The following is a 16,132-nucleotide window of genomic DNA, read 5'->3' as shown; positions in this document are numbered from 1 at the left end:
CGATGACGACGCAAACCATCACATTTCCGCTCGAGGGCGAGTTCATTGCCCTGAACGACCTGCTGAAGCTGGCCGGCGTCTGTGACAGCGGCGGCGCCGGCAAGGCGCTGGTGGCGGCCGGCGAGGTCTCGGTGGACGGCGCGGCCGAGTCGCGCAAGACCGCCAAGATCCGCGCCGGGCAGGTGGTAACCATGGCCGGCGTGCGCATCAAGGTGGTGGCCGCCTGATTTAGAACCCCGGGGACTGATATGCCGATTGCGTTCTGGTGCGTGCTGGTGGCGGGGTTGCTGCCCGTGCTGACGGTGGCTATCGCCAAGGCGAGTGGGCGTAGCGGCTTCGACAACCACGACCCGCGCGGCTGGCTGGAGAAGCAAAGTGGGCGGGCGCGGCGCGCCGACCTCGCCCACCGCAACCACTTCGAGGCTTTCCCGTTCTTTGCGGCCGGCGTGTTGATTGCCAGTCACCTGAGTGCCCCGCAGGCGCGCATCGACGAACTGGCGGTGGTGTTCGTCGTCGCGCGCATCCTCTATACGGTCTGCTACCTGACCGACCGGGCCACGCTGCGCACGCTGTGCTGGACCATCGGCTTCCTGACCGTGATCGGGCTGTTCCTGCTGCCGGTGTTCGTCCACTAGCCACTAGCCACTAGAAGCCACTAGCCATGCTGCCCCGTCTCCTGATCGCCGCCCTCCTGGGCGCCAGCGCCCCAACCTGGGCGGCGCCCGTGAACTACAACGTCGATCCCACCCATACCGCGGTCTATTTCGGCGCCAGCCATTTCGACCGCACCACGGTGCGCGGCCGCTTCAACAAGCTGGATGGCCGCATCCTCTATGACCCGGCCACCGGGGTGGGATCGATCGACTTCACGGTGGATACCGACTCGGTCGATACCGGCAATCGCAGCCTCGACGGGGTGCTGCGCTCGCCACAATTCTTCGATTCCCAGAATTTTCCGGTCGCGCGTTTCCAGGGCAACCGTTTCGTCGTGGAAGGCGGCAAGCTCGTGGCCGTGGAGGGGCAGGTGTCGCTGCTGGGCGTGACCCACCCCCTGCGGCTGGAGGCGGACCGCTTCAGTTGCGGGCGCGTGGTGCTGTTCGGCGTGGGCCGGGACGTCTGCGGCGGCGATTTCCACGCCAGCCTGCCCAGAAGCGCCTTCGGCATGACACGGTTCCTGCCCGACGTCGGCGATACCGTGACGCTGCACATTTCGGTCGAAGCGACGCCCGCGCAGTAGCCCCGGGGCGGACGGCAGCGCGCCGCCATCCTGAATAGGGGAAATCGATCTCCGATATCGGTCCCGATGACGACCCTGCGTCACCTTTGCCGGGAAAAATTTCAGTAAAATCAGCGCCTTGCCATCCCATCCCTGCCGCGTTCCGCCCACAGCGTACCCGGCGATTCGCGAGTCGAGATGATCACTATTCACGTCGGAGACGTCGTTGCGGCGTCCCTGGCCGCAGCCGGCGCCTGCCTGGCCTGCAGCATCCCTGCCCAAACCGTCCGCAAATTCCCGCTCTGGGCCTACCAGACCTATGGCCGTGGCGCCCTGCTGCTGCCGCTGCTGGCCGTCATGGTCGGCACGCTGCTGGTCAGCGTGGCGCTCGAAGGCCAGATCAACAGCAACGCCGGCCTCGCGCTGGTGGCGGCCGCCGCATTCCTGGCGCTGGTGCTGGTGTCGGCGGTGCTGCGCTTCTGGGTCAGCCACAAGCGCAAGTCCTGAGCGAGCGCCCGCCCGGGCTGCGCGCGCCAACGCACCTTCGGGCGATGGTTTTCCATCGCCTGCCCACGCGGATCACGTATGATGCGGCCTTCGCGCGCCGTGCCGGATGGCATCCCGTGGCCGGCGCGAGCCCGCATTTCCCGTGATTCCATGGCGCTCAAGTCCACCATCTTCAAGGCCGAACTGTCCGTATCGGACATGGATCGGCCCTACTACGGCAGCCATACGCTGACCATCGCCCAGCATCCGTCTGAAAACGACGCGCGGATGATGGTGCGCCTGCTGGCCTTCGCCTGCGAGGCGTCCGAGTCCCTCACCTTCACGCGCGGCCTCGACGAGCCCGACGAACCCGACCTCTGGGACAAGACGCTGACCGGCGAGATCGCCCACTGGGTGGAACTCGGCCAGCCCGACGAAGCCCGGCTGCGGCGCGCCTCGTCCCGCGCGGACCGCGTCACCGTCTATACCTATCAGAGCGCCAGCGCGCGTGAATGGTGGAAGGGCATGGCCGGCAAGGCCAGCAAGCTGCGTAACGTGACCATTTACAATGTGCCCTCGGAAGCCGTGGAGGCACTGGCCGGCATGGCGCAGCGCGCCATGCGCCTGTCCGTGACCATCCAGGACGCCGAGATCTGGGTCAGCGACGACGACCACAACGTGCAGCTGACGCTCGACGTGCTCCAGCGCGCCGCCGGCTGAGGCGGGCCGCCCGAGCCCCAGATAACGCTTCATCAACCAAAAACAGGAAGATTGCGATGCAAACCACTCCCTCCGGCCTGCAATTCGAAGACACCGTTGTCGGCGCTGGCAACGAAGCCACGGCAGGTCAGCACGTGACCGTGCACTACACCGGCTGGCTGTACGAGAACGGCCAGGCTGGCCGCAAGTTCGATTCGAGCAAGGACCGCAACGACCCGTTCGTGTTCCCGCTGGGCGCCGGCCACGTGATTCGTGGCTGGGACGAAGGCGTGCAGGGCATGAAGGTGGGCGGCACGCGCCGCCTGGTGATTCCGGCCGACCTGGGCTACGGTGCCCGCGGCGCCGGTGGCGTGATTCCCCCGAACGCCACGCTGCTGTTCGAAGTGGAACTGCTGTCGGTCTGAGCTTCGGCCGGGCCTGACCCAATGAAAACGGACGCCTCGGCGTCCGTTTTTACATCGTGGAATCTGAAAGCCGGGGCTTCAGAGCCCGTCAGAACCCGATCGCGGCGTTGCCCACGTCCACGCGCACCTTGTCGCGGTCCAGCAGCCGGCCGGCATGCCGCGCGAAGTCCTGCGCCCACTCCGCATTGCCGCTGAAGCGGTTCTCGCCCGAGAACTTGGCCACGTTCAGGATCTTGTCGATGACGAGCACCTTGCCCACCGGGCTCGAGGCCTGGCAGTCCAGTTCGGCATATTCGCGGTCGAACCAGCGCCATGCGGCCTCCTCGGTCACGGCCGCCAGCTCGGCATCGCCAAGCGTGAAATCGAATTCCTTGCCACTGCCGAACACCACGGTAAGCGTACGCGCCATGACCGGTTCTCCAAGAAGTCAGGCCCCCATTGTAGAGACTTGCCGGCCCGGCGGGCGCATTGCAAACCGTTGCCTGTGACACACACCCCGCTCGCCGCATGTGGCTTCCTTGCGACGGATCAATACGCTTTGGATTATCCTTCCATCCATGGCCATCACCAGACAGGACCTCGAAGCGGACAGGCTGCGCGCATCGCTGTGCAGCACACCGGTCGCGTCCTCGCTGCTGCCTGAGGCCGATATCGAGCAATCGCTCCATGCCGCGCTGGCCGCCCGGCCTGATGGCGATGCCCTGCAGGGCGATGTCTGGCTGTTCGGCTACGGCTCGCTGATCTGGAACCCGATGGTGGTCCATACGGACCGGCGCCTGGCCACCGTGCACGGCTACCATCGCGGCTTCTACCTCTATTCCCGTATCAATCGTGGCACCTGGGACAACCCCGGGCTCGTGCTCGGCCTGGACCGGGGCGGCTGCTGCACGGGCATGGTGTTCCGCATCCCGGCCCATGTGATCGAGCAGGAATTCCGCGTGCTCTGGCGCCGCGAGATGCTGACCGGCGCCTATCACCCGCGCTGGCTGCGCGTGAAGCTCGACAATACCCCGGACGCACCGGAAGCCCGCGCGCTGGCTTTTGTGATGAACCGCGAACATCCGGCCTACGCGGGGCGGCTGCCCGACACCCGCGTGGTGGACTGTCTGCGCCACGCCTGCGGCCTGTACGGCCCGGCCCGCGAATATCTCCAGCAGACGTTGCTGGGCCTGGCCACCAACGGGGTGGACGACCCCTACCTGGGCCGCCTCTGGCGCCTGCTCCAGGACAGTGACGGTGCCGATGCCATGCACCCGGCCGGCGACGATCCGCACCGCCACCGGCCGCCCGTCATGCAGGCCGACGGCACGGACGGCATCGCCGCCGCCAACGCGCCGCACGAAACCGTCTGAGCCACCCCAGCGCCTTCGACACCCCCCACATGACGCGCTCCCAGACCCGCCCCCGCCGCCAGGCCATCGCCGAAATGCTCGGGCTGTTGGGGTTGTTGATGGCCGGCGGCCTGCTCGCCGGCCAGGGCGGCCAGACGCTGGCGCGCACCCTGACTGGCATCGGCAACGGCCCCACCCTCGCGCAGGGGCCGCGTGCGCGTCCGGTCGATCCGCCCACCCTGCCACCGCGCAGCGATGGCATGGCCGCGCTGGACCGCAACCTGATCACCGCCGCCAGCATTGGCGACGCGGAACTCGTCAATCGGCTACTCGCTGCCGGGGCGTCGATGCAGGCCGTGGACGAACGCGGCCGCAGCGCGCTGCTGGCCTCGGTCTACAACCGCCGCAACGAGGTGGCGCGGGCGCTGATCCTGGCCGGCGCCGATGTGAATCGCAAGGATGGGGAGTCGAACAGCCCGTTCCTGGTGGCGGCCGCCACGGGGCAGATCGACATCGTGCGGCTGGCGCTGTCCCACGGCGCCGACCCGCGCAGCACGGACCGCTACGACGGCACGGCGCTGATCGCCGCAAGCCAGCACGGCAATGTCGAAATCGTGAAACTGCTACTGAAAGCCGGGCTCAGCGTGGACCACGTGAACCAGCTCGGCTGGACCGCGCTGCTCGAGGCCGTGGTGCTCGGCGACGGCAGCGCACGCTACGAGGAAGTGGTGCAACTGCTGCTGGATGCGGGCGCGGACGCCAACCTCGCCGACCGCGAAGGCGTGACGCCCACGCGCCATGCGCGCGAGCGCGGCTACAAGACCATGGTCAGGATGCTGATGCGCGCCCGCGGGCACTGAGGCCCGCGCACGTCACGCGCCGGTACGCGTGTTCTCGCTCTCCTGCAACTGGCGCCACATCACCTTGCCGGTGCCGGACTTCGGCAATGCATCGACGAACTCGACCACGCGCGGATACTTGTACGCGGCCATGTTCTCCTTCGCCCATTCGATGATCTCTTCCGGCGTGGTATGCCCCTTGGCGGCGGTGCGCAGGACCACCACGGCCTTCACGGTCTCGCCGCGATAGGCGTCGCGCGTGCCGATGATGCACGCCTCCTGCACGGCCGGATGCTTGTAGAGCAGGTTTTCCACCTCGGCCGGCCAGACCTTGAAGCCGGACGCGTTGATCATGCGCTTGAGGCGGTCGGTGATGAAGAAGTAGCCGTCGTCGTCCATGCGGCCCAGGTCGCCGGTGCGGAACCAGGTCCGGCCTTCGAACTCGATGAATGCGTCGCGCGTGGCATCGGGCTTGCCCCAGTAGCCCTTGAAGACCTGCGGGCCGCGTACGATGATCTCGCCCACTTCGTTCGGCGGCAGCTCGGCCAGCGTAACGGGGTCGATCACGCGCGCCTCGGTGTTGAAGGTCGGCACGCCCAGGCATTGCAGCTTGGCGCGGTCGGCCGGGTTGCTGTGCGTCGGCGCCATGGTCTCGGAGAGGCCATAGCCCTCCAGGTAGCTGAGGCCGAACTGTTCCTTGAGCCGCTCGGCCACGGCCTGCGGCATGGCCGCGCCGCCGCCGCCGATGTAGCGCAGGCTGGTCAGGTCGAAACTGGCCAGGTTCGGGCTGCCCAGAAAGTCGATCACCATGGTCGGGATGTTGGTCCAGTGCGTGACCTGGTAGCGCGAGATCAGGCGCCCGGCCACCTCGCGGTCCCAGCGCGGCAGCATGACCACGGTGGCGCCGCTGTAGATCGGCCCGTTCATGCCGTACTGCATGCCGGTGACGTGGAACAGCGGCAGGACCGACAGGATCACCGATTCCGCGCCGCTGCCCGACCACGTGCCGCCGCCGATCACGTTGTGCATGACCGAGCGATGGGTGTGGATGCAGCCCTTGGGGAAGCCCGTGGTGCCCGAGGTGTAGGGCATCACGGCCATGTCGTCCGGGCCGGCCGTGTGCGGGCCAGGCTGCAGGCCGGCGCCGAGCGCCTCGGCCCACGGCGTGGCGCCCGCCGGCAGCGGATGCTCGGCGGTGATCCACGCGGGCGGCGCGTCTTCGGGGTGTTCGTAGGAAGCCGGCAGCGCGTCCGCGTACTGGGTGGCCAGCACGTGCTGGAGCTGCTGGTCGGCCGGCAGTTCGGCGTTGGCCTGGGCCACGCCGGCGGCAAGGTCAGCCGTGCAGATCGCCACGCGCGCCTGGCCATCGGTCACGTAGTGCTTGAACTCCTCGGCCCGGTTCATCGGGTTGACGGGTACCACCACCGCGTCCGCACGCAGGATCGCGTAGTAGCTGACGATGAACTGCGGGCAGTTCTGCATGTACAGCAGCACGCGGTCGCCCTTCTTCACGCCGGCCTTCTGCTGGAGCCAGCCCGCCAGCGCCGTGGCCTGCGCCTCCAGCGCGCGGAACGTGATGGCATTGCCGAAGTAGCGGATCGCCGGCTTCTCGGCGTAGCGGCGCGCGGAGACTTCGAGGTTGAACCAGAGCGAGGTCTCGGGCAGCACGATCTGCGTGGGCAGCCGCTTCGGCCAGAACTGGAAATGCGGACGCGCGGGCGTGGTGGTCATCTTGTCTCCTGGGTCTTTGCGACCGGCTTTTTGGTTTCGTCAACAGAGGGCCAATATAACTGAACGACCGTTCTATTTTCAAGCGGAGGTTTTCCCGGTCGGGGTCGGCCAAAGGTTGCTTTCCGCGGCTTCGCCCTCACAATAGGGAGATCCGGCCGCATGCCGGCCCCCATCATTCCGAAAGGCAGAACATGAGCGACGTCACCCTGCAGAATTTCGAAGCCGACGTGATCGAGATGTCGCGGCAGGTGCCCGTGCTGGTCGATTTCTGGGCGCCCTGGTGTGGCCCATGCCGCACGCTGGGACCGATGCTGGAAAAGCTCGAAGCCGAATCCGGCGGCAAGTGGAAGCTCGCCAAGGTCAATGTGGACGAGAACCAGGAGCTGGCCGCGCATTTCGGCGTGCGCAGCATTCCCCATGTGGTGGCGATTGCCGATGGGCAGGCCGTGGACCAGTTCGTCGGCGTACTGCCGGAGTCGGGCCTGCGTGAATTCCTGGACCGCCTGACCCCGAACCCGGGCGAGCAGGCGCTGCACGAGGCCCGCGAACTGGTGGCCGCCGGCGATGCCGAGGGCGCGCGCGCCGCCTTCCAGGCCGCGCTGGCCCTCGATCCGGGCGCCGATGACGCGCGGCTGGCCTACACCAGCTTCCTGCTCGATCACAACGAGGTCGAGGCCGCCGAGGCCGAGTTCGCCCGGCTATCGCCGCGCGCCCCGCAGGAGGAAGGCTATGCCGCCGTGCAGACCCAGCTGGAAGCGCTACGCAACGTGGACGACCTGCCCGACGCCGCCGCGCTGATCGCCCGCGTGCAGGCCAATCCGGCCGACCTGGGCGCGAAGCTCGACCTGGCGAACGCGCTGATCGCGCGCCGCGAGTACGAGCCCGCCCTGGAACAATTGCTGGAAATCGTGCGCCGCGACCGCGGCTTCGAGGAAGATATCGGACGCAAGACCATGCTGTCGGTGTTCGACCTGCTCGCCGGGCGGCCCGACGTGGTCTCGCGCTGGCGCCGCCAGCTCAGCGCAGCGCTGAACTGAGTGGTGAACTAAGGCCCCCCGGCTTCAGCCCTGGGGGCCTTCCACCAGCGTGAAGCCGTTGGCCTGCATGTGTTCGACCATCATGGTGTCCATCGACTTCACGTGATGGTCGAACCAGCCCGACAGTTCGCCCACGAGCCGCCGCCCCAGGCTCACCACCCCCTCCTCCGCCACCTTGTCGCGCACGGCCTGCGCAACGGCGAGCACCTGCTGGTGCTCGCCCGCATGGCAATGGCGCGGGCCGAAGCCCATCGCCTCCATCCACTGTTCCTCCTGCGCGAAGTGATGCCGCGTGTGGTCGATCCACGCGTCATAGGCGGCCAGGAAGCCGGCATCGTCGGCGCGGGCGGCCGCATCGAGCAGTTGGAGGAATTCGGCGTGGGTGGCGTCGGTCACGGGCTCCCCGAGGCGTAGCGCTTCGGGCAGGCCCTCGGACGACAGTCCTTGATAGGGATCGTGCGTATCGAGTGCGGCGGCGGACATGTGGTGGGCAAGGAGCAGGGTCGGTAACGCGGCAAGGATACCGATTTCCGGCCCCGCCGATCTGATTTTCCGCAAGGCCACGCGTCGTGATCGCTCCGATGCGGGGTATCCTTGCCGTTCGCAACCCTGCTGTGGCCGACGCGCCCCTTCCCGCCATGCCAAGACTGATCTTCTTCTGCGGCCACGCCGGCACCGGCAAGACCACGCTGTCCCACAAGCTGATCGGCCCGTTGATGCAGGCCACCGGCGAGCCGTTCTGCCTGCTCGACAAGGACACGCTCTATGGGCGCTACAGCGCGGCGGCGATGGCTGCCATCACCGGCGACCCGAACGACCGCGACAGCCCGGCCTACCTGGACAACCTGCGCGACCCCGAATACCAGGGCCTGCTGGACACCGCGCGCGAGAACCTGATGCTCGGCATCAGCGTGCTGGTGGTGGGGCCGCTCTCGCGCGAGGTGCGCGCCCACCAATTGACCGACCCGGCGTGGCTGCACATGCCGGCTGGCACGCGCACGCAGGTGGTATGGGTGCACCTGCCCGAGGACGAGGCCCACGCGCGCATTGTCCGGCGCGGCAATCCCAACGATGCCTACAAGCTCACGCACTGGGAGGCGTATCGGACACGCCGCTTCATGCCGGACCCGGCCGAGTATCCCGAACTGATCTTCTTCGACAACCTGGCCCCGGACGCCGCCGCGCTGGACCGCCTGCTGCGCACCCTGGCGAGCTAGCGCCCAGTCCCCAGTCCTCAGTCTTCCTCAGCCGCGTCTTCGGACCCCGCCCGGGCGTCATTGCCGGCCACAATGGCGCCGATTACGGCCGACGCCGCCACGAAGCCAAACACCGCCGTCACCGCCACCGACGAGCCATACCCGGCGCAAGCCAGCCCTTGCGGGGCCTCGCGCGGCGCGGGCGGGGCCTCGTCGATCTCGCAGGCCTGCTGCTCGGGTTCCGGATAGCGCACCGGTTCGTCGGAATACACGGCCAGGATGTTGAACTTCCGCTTCGGGTTGCGCGGAAAGCCAAACTGGCGGCGCAGGTTGCCGCGCACCTTGGCCAGCAGCGGGTCCTGCACCGTCCGGGAAAGATCCTCGAGCCGCACCCGCGTGGGATCCAGTTGCCCACCTGCCCCACCGCACGTGAGGATGCGCGCGCCGCGCCCGGACCCCCGCGTCCAGCCGAGGATCGCGGTCTTGATCTTCGCGGCGTCGATGGCGTCGATCACGTAGTCGAAGCCGCTCAGCAGGTCGGCCACGTTGTCCTCGGTCACGAAATCGTCGATCTGCGAGACGCGGCAGCGCGGGTTGATCGCCACGATGCGCTCGCCCATCGCCTCCACCTTGGCGCGGCCATAGGCGTCGCCGAGCGCATGGATCTGGCGGTTGGTGTTCGATGGCGCGATATGGTCGAGGTCGATCAGCGTAATGCGGCCCACGGCGTTGCGTGCCAGCGCCTCGGCCGCCCAGCTGCCCACGCCGCCAATGCCGATCACGCAGACGCTGGCCGCCTCCAGCCGGGCCATGCCTGCCGCCCCGTACAGCCGCGCCACGCCGCCGAAACGGCGGTGGTAGTCGTCGTCCTCGGGGGTCTCGTGGGTCAGGGGCTCGGGCAGGCCGGGCAGGCCGGGTAGTGCGGCAATGGTCATGGGGGGATAAGCGGGGAAAGCTGGATAAATCGCGAATTTCGCTATTTTATGTCACCCCGGCAGACCCGGCTGGCGCCAAAAATCGGCGGTCCGGCGACCGCAATGTCAGCGCAAGGCCGACAAGCCGGCGCGGCGCCCTCCCCTAAAATTGATTGTGCAGTGGTTGATCCGCCGCATGGCAGGCCGGGCTTACCCACCCCGGCCCGGCCCTGCGCGCCAACAGGAGTCCGCCAACAGGAGTCCGCCCCCATGCCCGCCTCGCGCCGACAGAAGATCATTCTTTGGAGCGTGTTCACCCCGCTCGCCCTGATTGCGATCCTCGTCATCGTCATCCTGACCTTCGACTGGAATCGTCTCAAGCCGTGGCTCAACGACAAGGTGTCGCTGGCCATCGGCCGCCCGTTCGCGATCAATGGCGACCTGATGGTCACCTGGAAGCGCGCGCAGGGCGAGACCGGCTGGCGCACGCTGGTGCCGTGGCCGCGCCTGTCGGCCCGGGACATCACCGTGGGCAACCCGGACTGGGCGAAGGCCCCCAACATGGCCACCGTGCGGGAGGTCATCTTCATACTGCGCCCGCTGCCGCTGCTGGCGCACCAGATCGCCGTGCCGACCATCGTGGTGGACAGCCCCGCCGTCTGGCTCGAGCGGCTGGCGGACAAGCGCAACAACTGGACTTTCGATACCGGGCCCAAGACCGGCAAATCGAGCTGGGAACTCGATATTGGCGAGGTCGTGCTGCAGCGCGGCAATCTGGCGCTGGCCGATGCAGCCGAGAAGATCGACATGCAGGCCACGCTGGACACCGTGGGCGACCAGGCGCTCTACGACAAGGCCCGGGACGGCGCGCTGGTGCCACCGACCGATGCGTCCGCCGTTGACGCCTCCGCGCCGATGGCCAAGGACACCAAGGACACCAAGGACACCAAGGACACCAAGGACGCCAGGGACAGCCGCTACGGCATCCGCTGGAAGGCAGTCGGGCACTACAACCAGGCCACCATCAACGCCAGCGGCAAGGCCGGCACGGTGCTGAGCCTGCGCGACGTCAACACGCCCTACCCCGTGCAGGCCGATGTCCGCGTGGGCGCCACCCGCGCAGTAATCGAAGGCACGCTGACCAACCCGGCCCATCTGGGCGCGCTGGACGTCAACCTGATGCTGTCCGGCGACAACATGGCCAAGCTCTACGCGCTGACCGGCATCGTCCTGCCGTCCACCCCGCCGTATGAAACGCGCGGGCGGCTGGTGGCCACGCTCAAGAAAGGGGCGTCGTCCTATACGTATCGGGATTTCACGGGCAAGGTCGGCGGCAGCGACCTGGGCGGCACGCTCACCTTCGCGCAACGCTCGCCGCGCCCGCTGCTGTCTGGCGAGCTGGTGTCCAGGCAACTGCTGTTCGCCGACCTCGCGCCGCTGATCGGCGCCGATGCCAAGCCGGGGCAGGCGGCCTCCGAGAGCCCGGTCAAGCAGCCGGCCAACAAGGCGCTGCCGGTGGCGCCGTTCCGCACCGAGCGCTGGGACGAGATCGACGCCGACGTCAAATTCACCGGCAAGCGCATCGTCCGCGACGAAGACCTGCCGATCACCGACCTGAAGACTCACCTGAAGCTGACCGATGGCGTGCTGCTGCTCGACCCGCTCAACTTCGGCGTGGCCGGCGGCAACCTCGTCTCCACGATCCGGCTGGACGGCAAGCGCGAGCCGATGGGCGCCATGGTCGATATGACCGCGCGCCACCTGAAGCTCAAGCAGTTGTTCCCGAAGGCTGACTCGATGCGCGCCAGCATCGGTGAGGTGAATGGCAGCGCCAAGCTGTCCGGCACCGGCAATTCCGTGGCCGCGCTGATGGGCTCGTCGAACGGCGAGGCCAAGCTGCTGGTGGAGAACGGCACGGTCAGCAAGTTCATTCTGGAGGCCATCGGCCTGAACGTGGGCAGCGTGGTGGTCTCCAAGCTGTTTGGCGACAAACCCGTGCAGATCAACTGCGGCGTGAGCGACTTCGCGGTCAAGGACGGCATCGCCCGCGCCCGCACCTTTGTACTCGACACCCAGGACGCCGTGATCACCACCGACGGCGCGATCGATTTCGGCGAGGAGCGGCTGGCGCTGACCATCCACCCGGACTCCAAGGGCCTGCGGATCATCTCGCTGCGGTCGCCGCTGTATGTGGGCGGCACGTTCAAGAACCCATCGGTCAGCCCGAACATCGCCGTGCTGGCCCTGCGGGCGGGCGGCGCGCTGGCGCTGGCGCTGACCGCGCCGGTGGCGCTGGTGGTGCCGCTGCTGGACATCTCGCCGGGCGGCGACGAAAGCCAGTGCGCCCGCCTGCTGGCCGAGCTGAAGAAGCGCCCGACCGCCCCACCGCCGGGCAAGACCTATCAGGACCCGGCCACCGGCCGCGCCGGCAAGCAGGCCGCCGGCCCGGCAATTCCCGAGTCGCCATCGAAGTCGGCCGCCGCCCAGGGCCAGCCGGGCCCGGCCCCCACCGAGCCGCGCAAGCCCACGCCATCGGTCCAGCAGAAGCCGATGCAGCCGGCCAACGACGCGCAGCTGTATCAGGGCGGCTAGACGGGTCGCCAGGCAGCCTCGCATCGTCATTCGACGAAATCCGCAACATCCGATCCGTGTCGATTCACGCCAGGTGTTGCGGATTTGCACTTCCCCCCACGCAGGCGTTGTGTCCGGCCCCGGGACGGCCGCATAATTAAACGGCCATTTACAAGCAAAGCACTAAACAGAATGGCATGCATCGGTCGTCGCTGCCGGTTCCAGTCCGGTGACGGCGCCCTTGTGAGGTGCGGCTACGGCCGCACTTATTTTTTTCGCGCACTTTTCGACCCGGACGGAGACCTTGCCGGCGGCGCGATCCACGCAGCACCCCCTACCTGCCCCCGTCCCATGACGTTGCCTCACGCCGCCGTTCCGCCGATCAGCTGGCTGATCGCCCTGACGGTGTGCAACCACGTGGCGTTCAACGCCAGTCGCGTCGTCGTTTCCCTGTTTGCGATTTCGCTCAAGGCCTCCACGGTCACGCTCGGCCTGCTGATGGCGCTCTATGCGTTGCTGCCGATGTTCCTGGCGATCCGCGCCGGGCGCCGCATCGACGAGATCGGCCCGCGCCTGCCGATGACGGCGGGCTCGCTGATGGTGGTGGCCGGCACGCTGCTGCCGGCGATCTGGCCGGACATCGGCGCGCTCTATGCGGCGTGCGCGCTGATCGGGGTTGGCTTCATGCTGGTCCAGGTGGCCATGCAGCTGCTGATCGGGCAGGTCTCCACGCCCGACAAGCGGCTGCGCAACTACACCTACCACGCGCTCGGGCTGTCGGTGTCCGGCACCCTCGGCCCGGTGGTGATGGGCTATGTGATCGAACACGCCGGCTTCCGGCCCGCGTTCTGCGTGCTGGTGGCGGTGGCGCTGCTCGGCCAGGCCGGGCTCCAGTACGTGCGGCCGCGCCTGCCGGCCACGGGCGGCAACGCCGGCCGGATCGCGGTGGAAGACGGCAGCCGCCGCTCCACGCTGGACCTGCTCCAGCATCCCGAACTGCGCGCGGTGTTCATCGCCAGCGCAGTGCTCTCGGCCGCCTGGGACCTGCACGCGTTCCTGATCCCGATCCAGGGTTCGCGCATCGGCCTGTCGCCGTCGTCCATCGGCTGGGTGCTCGGCGCGTTCGCCATCGCCACGCTGGCCATCCGCATCGCCATGCCGCTGGTGTCGCGCCATCTGTCTGAATGGAAGATCATTCGGTGCGCGCTGATGGTGGGCGCCATGGCCTACCTCGTCTACCCGTTCGTCGCCGAGTTCTGGCTGATGTGCGGGCTGGCCTTCGTGCTTGGCCTCGCGCTCGGCAGCGCGCAGCCCAATGTGATGAACATCCTCCATACCGCCTCGCCCTCGGGCCGCGCCGGGGAGGCGCTCGGGCTGCGCTCGGCCGTGCTCAACACGAGCCAGGTGGTGTGGCCGCTGACCTTCGGCGTGGTCGGCACGGCGCTCGGCATGCTGCCGATCTTCCTCTCGATGGCCGGCGCGATGGGCATGGCGGGTTACTACTCCCGCAACCAGTCCCGCAAGCCCCGGGTGGCGGAAATCGAATAAAACTTAAAACGGGCGCGGCAGTTTGCGGCACCGCAAATGCGCTGCGCGGCGCATTCGCTATACTCGAAGTGCATCTATCTTCGTGATCGCGACATGACCCAACTAGCCGACCTGCGCCGCAACTACATGCTGAGCGCGCTTTCCGAATCCGACGTGGCCGCCGACCCGATCCGCCAGTTCCAGACCTGGTTCGACGAGGCGCTCCAGGCCAAGCTGCCCGAGCCGAATGCGATGACGCTGGCCACAGTGGCCGCCAATGGCCAGCCATCGGCCCGCATCGTGCTGTTGAAGGGCATGGACGCCAACGGCTTCACGTTCTTCACCAACTACGAGAGCCGCAAGGGGCTCGACCTCCAGGCCAACCCGCGCGCGGCGCTGCTGTTCCACTGGGTGCAGCTCGAGCGGCAGGTGCGCGTGGAAGGCATCGTGGAGAAGGTGGATGAGGCCGAGAGCGATGCGTACTACGCCTCGCGCCCGCTCGGCTCCCGGCTGGGCGCATGGGCGTCCGAGCAAAGCCGCGAGGTGCCCGGCCGCGACGTCCTCGAGGCCCGCGAGGCCGACTTCCGCAGCAAGTTTGGCGAGAACCCGCCGCGCCCCGCGCACTGGGGCGGCTATCGCGTGGCGCCCACCTGGATCGAATTCTGGCAGGGCCGCCCGTCCCGCCTGCACGACCGCATCGGCTATCGCAAACAGGATGATGGCAGCTGGGATATCGTGCGGCTGTCGCCCTGACTGTCGCCCTGAGGCCCCGCGCCACGTACTTGTCTGCCTGTTCAGACAAGTACGTGGCAGCAGGCGGAGTCCGGGGACCCGCACTGCACAATTCAAAGTTTTGGCGTAAAGTTTTAGGGTCGTACGAGAGGTGTGCCGCAACCAATTCGGGAGGAAGCCGCATGTTTTTCAAACAAGCCCTGGACAAGCAGCTCGACAGCTGGATCGCCGACGTGCGCGAGCACGCCAACCTGCCGGTGAAGCTCCGGCTCTGGAATGGCAAGGAGTACCCGCTCGGCCATTTCGAGAAGCCCGACGTCACCCTGACGGTACGCGAGGCCACCGCCCTGCCGCTGCTGCTGGTACCCAGCCTGGACAACCTCGGCGAGGCGTATGTCCAGGAGAAGATCGACCTCGAAGGCCGCCTGGCCGACATCATCAACGTCGCCTTCGGCTTCTCCGCCGCAGCCGCGCGCAGTGCCGGCGGCGCCCTCGCCCGCGTGGCCCAGCACTTCACCCATACCAAGCAGGAAGACCAGGCGTCGATCCAGTATCACTACGACGTCTCGAACGACTTCTACCGGCTCTGGCTCGATCCGAACATGGTCTACTCGTGCGCGTACTTCGAGCACGGCAATGAAGACCTCGCCACCGCACAGTTGAAGAAGATCGACCACATCCTGACCAAGATCCGGCTCCAGCCGGGCCACACGCTGCTCGACATCGGCTGCGGCTGGGGTGCGCTGGTGCTGCGCGCCGCGCAGAAGTTCGGCGCGCGCTGCGTGGGCATCACGCTCTCGCAGAACCAGTTCGACCTCGCCACGGAGCGCGTGCGCGCCGCCGGGCTGACGGACCGCATCGAGATCCGCCTCCAGGACTACCGCGATACCGCCGGCCAGTTCGACCGCATTACCAGCGTCGGCATGTTCGAGCACGTGGGCAAGGCCAACCTGCCGGCCTATTTCGGCCGGATTCGCGACCTGCTGACGGACGACGGCGTGGCCATGAACCACGGCATCACCTCCACCGACCCGCAGAGCGGCGAGGTGCCGATGGACGGCTCGGGCTTCATGGACCGCTACGTGTTCCCGCAGGGCGAGCTGCCGCACATCGGCATGGTGCTGCAGACCCTGCAGCAGGGCGGGCTCGAAGGCTTCGACGTGGAACTGCTGCGCCGGCACTACGCCCAGACGCTGTTCCACTGGGCCAACAACTTCGAGGCCAACGGCGAGACGATCCGGAAGATGGTCGGCGAGAAGAAATACCGCATCTGGCGCATCTACCTGGCCGGTACCGCCCACGCGTTCACGACCGACCAGATGTCGATCTACCAGGTGGTGTGCCACAAGGCGCGCCGCCCAGCCGACACCCTGCCGTGGTCGCGACGCTATATCTATGACGCCACGATCGGCAATACCGTCTGAATCG

At 67.6% G+C, this 16,132-nt stretch carries 18 protein-coding genes; 14 read left to right on the top strand and 4 right to left on the bottom strand.

Features of this window, described 5'->3' with window-relative positions; all coding sequences use genetic code 11:
• Nucleotides 1-2 precede the first annotated feature (2 nt).
• The 6 genes from SB751_RS06620 (at nucleotide 3) to SB751_RS06595 (ending at nucleotide 2,826) form a co-directional block, all read left to right on the top strand.
• Entirely contained in the window at nucleotides 3-227 is a 225-nt protein-coding gene (locus tag SB751_RS06620) for an RNA-binding S4 domain-containing protein (protein WP_144198077.1), read from the top strand.
• Nucleotides 228-248: 21 nt separating this feature from the next.
• The gene (locus SB751_RS06615; protein ID WP_144198076.1) at nucleotides 249-635 is read left to right on the top strand and encodes an MAPEG family protein; all 387 of its coding nucleotides are present in this window, start codon (nucleotides 249-251) and stop codon (nucleotides 633-635) included.
• 26 nt (nucleotides 636-661) lie between these two features.
• Nucleotides 662-1,237, top strand: coding sequence for a YceI family protein (locus SB751_RS06610; protein WP_144198075.1), 576 nt, complete (start codon nucleotides 662-664; stop codon nucleotides 1,235-1,237).
• A 177-nt stretch (nucleotides 1,238-1,414) separates the two neighbouring features.
• Nucleotides 1,415-1,723 carry a hypothetical protein gene (locus SB751_RS06605; protein ID WP_144198074.1) on the top strand — a complete coding sequence of 103 codons (309 nt, stop codon included), beginning with the start codon at nucleotides 1,415-1,417 and terminating at the stop codon, nucleotides 1,721-1,723.
• Between the two features lie 150 nt (nucleotides 1,724-1,873).
• Nucleotides 1,874-2,422: a YaeQ family protein gene (locus SB751_RS06600; protein WP_144198135.1), complete on the top strand. Its 549-nt coding sequence runs from the start codon at nucleotides 1,874-1,876 to the stop codon at nucleotides 2,420-2,422.
• Nucleotides 2,423-2,478: 56 nt separating this feature from the next.
• On the top strand, nucleotides 2,479-2,826 hold the full coding sequence (locus SB751_RS06595) for an FKBP-type peptidyl-prolyl cis-trans isomerase (RefSeq protein WP_144198073.1): 348 nt from the start codon (nucleotides 2,479-2,481) through the stop codon (nucleotides 2,824-2,826).
• Between the two features lie 88 nt (nucleotides 2,827-2,914).
• On the opposite strand, the gene SB751_RS06590 is transcribed toward SB751_RS06595, so the two are convergent.
• On the bottom strand, nucleotides 2,915-3,235 hold the full coding sequence (locus tag SB751_RS06590) for a hypothetical protein (RefSeq protein WP_092290450.1): 321 nt from the start codon (nucleotides 3,233-3,235) through the stop codon (nucleotides 2,915-2,917).
• Nucleotides 3,236-3,383: 148 nt separating this feature from the next.
• Between SB751_RS06590 and SB751_RS06585 the strand changes: the two genes are divergently transcribed.
• Both SB751_RS06585 and SB751_RS06580 read left to right on the top strand, forming a co-directional pair.
• Nucleotides 3,384-4,178, top strand: a complete 795-nt coding sequence (locus SB751_RS06585; protein ID WP_144198072.1) for a gamma-glutamylcyclotransferase — start codon at nucleotides 3,384-3,386, stop codon at nucleotides 4,176-4,178.
• Nucleotides 4,179-4,207: 29 nt separating this feature from the next.
• Nucleotides 4,208-5,017 carry an ankyrin repeat domain-containing protein gene (locus tag SB751_RS06580; RefSeq protein ID WP_211944047.1) on the top strand — a complete coding sequence of 270 codons (810 nt, stop codon included), beginning with the start codon at nucleotides 4,208-4,210 and terminating at the stop codon, nucleotides 5,015-5,017.
• Nucleotides 5,018-5,029: 12 nt separating this feature from the next.
• Here SB751_RS06580 and SB751_RS06575 read toward each other — a convergent pair whose 3' ends face one another.
• Nucleotides 5,030-6,727 carry a long-chain fatty acid--CoA ligase gene (locus SB751_RS06575; RefSeq protein WP_144198070.1) on the bottom strand — a complete coding sequence of 566 codons (1,698 nt, stop codon included), beginning with the start codon at nucleotides 6,725-6,727 and terminating at the stop codon, nucleotides 5,030-5,032.
• A 191-nt stretch (nucleotides 6,728-6,918) separates the two neighbouring features.
• On the opposite strand from SB751_RS06575, the gene trxA reads away from it, so the two are divergent.
• Nucleotides 6,919-7,764 (top strand): thioredoxin, encoded by an 846-nt coding sequence (gene trxA, locus SB751_RS06570; protein WP_410747870.1) that lies wholly within the window; start codon nucleotides 6,919-6,921, stop codon nucleotides 7,762-7,764.
• A 24-nt stretch (nucleotides 7,765-7,788) separates the two neighbouring features.
• Here the strand turns inward: trxA and SB751_RS06565 are convergent, their stop codons facing one another.
• Entirely contained in the window at nucleotides 7,789-8,247 is a 459-nt protein-coding gene (locus SB751_RS06565) for a bacteriohemerythrin (RefSeq protein WP_144198068.1), read from the bottom strand.
• Between the two features lie 155 nt (nucleotides 8,248-8,402).
• Here SB751_RS06565 and SB751_RS06560 point away from each other — a divergent pair, with 155 nt between their 5' ends.
• Nucleotides 8,403-8,981 (top strand): AAA family ATPase, encoded by a 579-nt coding sequence (locus SB751_RS06560; protein WP_144198067.1) that lies wholly within the window; start codon nucleotides 8,403-8,405, stop codon nucleotides 8,979-8,981.
• 17 nt (nucleotides 8,982-8,998) lie between these two features.
• Here the strand turns inward: SB751_RS06560 and SB751_RS06555 are convergent, their stop codons facing one another.
• Complete coding sequence (locus SB751_RS06555; protein WP_144198066.1) at nucleotides 8,999-9,895, bottom strand: ThiF family adenylyltransferase; 897 nt, start codon at nucleotides 9,893-9,895, stop codon at nucleotides 8,999-9,001.
• A 249-nt stretch (nucleotides 9,896-10,144) separates the two neighbouring features.
• On the opposite strand from SB751_RS06555, the gene SB751_RS06550 reads away from it, so the two are divergent.
• The 4 genes from SB751_RS06550 (at nucleotide 10,145) to SB751_RS06535 (ending at nucleotide 16,128) form a co-directional block, all read left to right on the top strand.
• Complete coding sequence (locus SB751_RS06550) at nucleotides 10,145-12,466, top strand: AsmA family protein (RefSeq protein WP_410747869.1); 2,322 nt, start codon at nucleotides 10,145-10,147, stop codon at nucleotides 12,464-12,466.
• Between the two features lie 330 nt (nucleotides 12,467-12,796).
• On the top strand, nucleotides 12,797-13,993 hold the full coding sequence (locus SB751_RS06545) for an MFS transporter (RefSeq protein WP_211944049.1): 1,197 nt from the start codon (nucleotides 12,797-12,799) through the stop codon (nucleotides 13,991-13,993).
• A 93-nt stretch (nucleotides 13,994-14,086) separates the two neighbouring features.
• Entirely contained in the window at nucleotides 14,087-14,725 is a 639-nt protein-coding gene (pdxH, locus tag SB751_RS06540) for a pyridoxamine 5'-phosphate oxidase (protein WP_144198063.1), read from the top strand.
• Between the two features lie 161 nt (nucleotides 14,726-14,886).
• Nucleotides 14,887-16,128, top strand: a complete 1,242-nt coding sequence (locus tag SB751_RS06535; protein WP_144198062.1) for an SAM-dependent methyltransferase — start codon at nucleotides 14,887-14,889, stop codon at nucleotides 16,126-16,128.
• Nucleotides 16,129-16,132: the final 4 nt, after the last annotated feature.

Origin of the sequence: Cupriavidus sp. SIMBA_020 (assembly GCF_046535395.1) — a bacterium.
Lineage (GTDB): Bacteria > Pseudomonadota > Gammaproteobacteria > Burkholderiales > Burkholderiaceae > Cupriavidus > Cupriavidus campinensis.
Note: the sequence above shows the minus strand (reverse complement) of the source record. Positions and strands in the feature narration are given on the sequence as shown.

Coding starts and splice junctions, on each gene's coding strand:
- SB751_RS06620 (WP_144198077.1), top strand. CDS start 3: ATGACGACGCAAACCATCACATTTCCGCTCGAGGGCGAGTTCATTGCC.
- SB751_RS06615 (WP_144198076.1), top strand. CDS start 249: ATGCCGATTGCGTTCTGGTGCGTGCTGGTGGCGGGGTTGCTGCCCGTG.
- SB751_RS06610 (WP_144198075.1), top strand. CDS start 662: ATGCTGCCCCGTCTCCTGATCGCCGCCCTCCTGGGCGCCAGCGCCCCA.
- SB751_RS06605 (WP_144198074.1), top strand. CDS start 1,415: ATGATCACTATTCACGTCGGAGACGTCGTTGCGGCGTCCCTGGCCGCA.
- SB751_RS06600 (WP_144198135.1), top strand. CDS start 1,874: ATGGCGCTCAAGTCCACCATCTTCAAGGCCGAACTGTCCGTATCGGAC.
- SB751_RS06595 (WP_144198073.1), top strand. CDS start 2,479: ATGCAAACCACTCCCTCCGGCCTGCAATTCGAAGACACCGTTGTCGGC.
- SB751_RS06590 (WP_092290450.1), bottom strand. CDS start 3,235: ATGGCGCGTACGCTTACCGTGGTGTTCGGCAGTGGCAAGGAATTCGAT.
- SB751_RS06585 (WP_144198072.1), top strand. CDS start 3,384: ATGGCCATCACCAGACAGGACCTCGAAGCGGACAGGCTGCGCGCATCG.
- SB751_RS06580 (WP_211944047.1), top strand. CDS start 4,208: ATGACGCGCTCCCAGACCCGCCCCCGCCGCCAGGCCATCGCCGAAATG.
- SB751_RS06575 (WP_144198070.1), bottom strand. CDS start 6,727: ATGACCACCACGCCCGCGCGTCCGCATTTCCAGTTCTGGCCGAAGCGG.
- trxA (WP_410747870.1), top strand. CDS start 6,919: ATGAGCGACGTCACCCTGCAGAATTTCGAAGCCGACGTGATCGAGATG.
- SB751_RS06565 (WP_144198068.1), bottom strand. CDS start 8,247: ATGTCCGCCGCCGCACTCGATACGCACGATCCCTATCAAGGACTGTCG.
- SB751_RS06560 (WP_144198067.1), top strand. CDS start 8,403: ATGCCAAGACTGATCTTCTTCTGCGGCCACGCCGGCACCGGCAAGACC.
- SB751_RS06555 (WP_144198066.1), bottom strand. CDS start 9,895: ATGACCATTGCCGCACTACCCGGCCTGCCCGGCCTGCCCGAGCCCCTG.
- SB751_RS06550 (WP_410747869.1), top strand. CDS start 10,145: ATGCCCGCCTCGCGCCGACAGAAGATCATTCTTTGGAGCGTGTTCACC.
- SB751_RS06545 (WP_211944049.1), top strand. CDS start 12,797: ATGACGTTGCCTCACGCCGCCGTTCCGCCGATCAGCTGGCTGATCGCC.
- pdxH (WP_144198063.1), top strand. CDS start 14,087: ATGACCCAACTAGCCGACCTGCGCCGCAACTACATGCTGAGCGCGCTT.
- SB751_RS06535 (WP_144198062.1), top strand. CDS start 14,887: ATGTTTTTCAAACAAGCCCTGGACAAGCAGCTCGACAGCTGGATCGCC.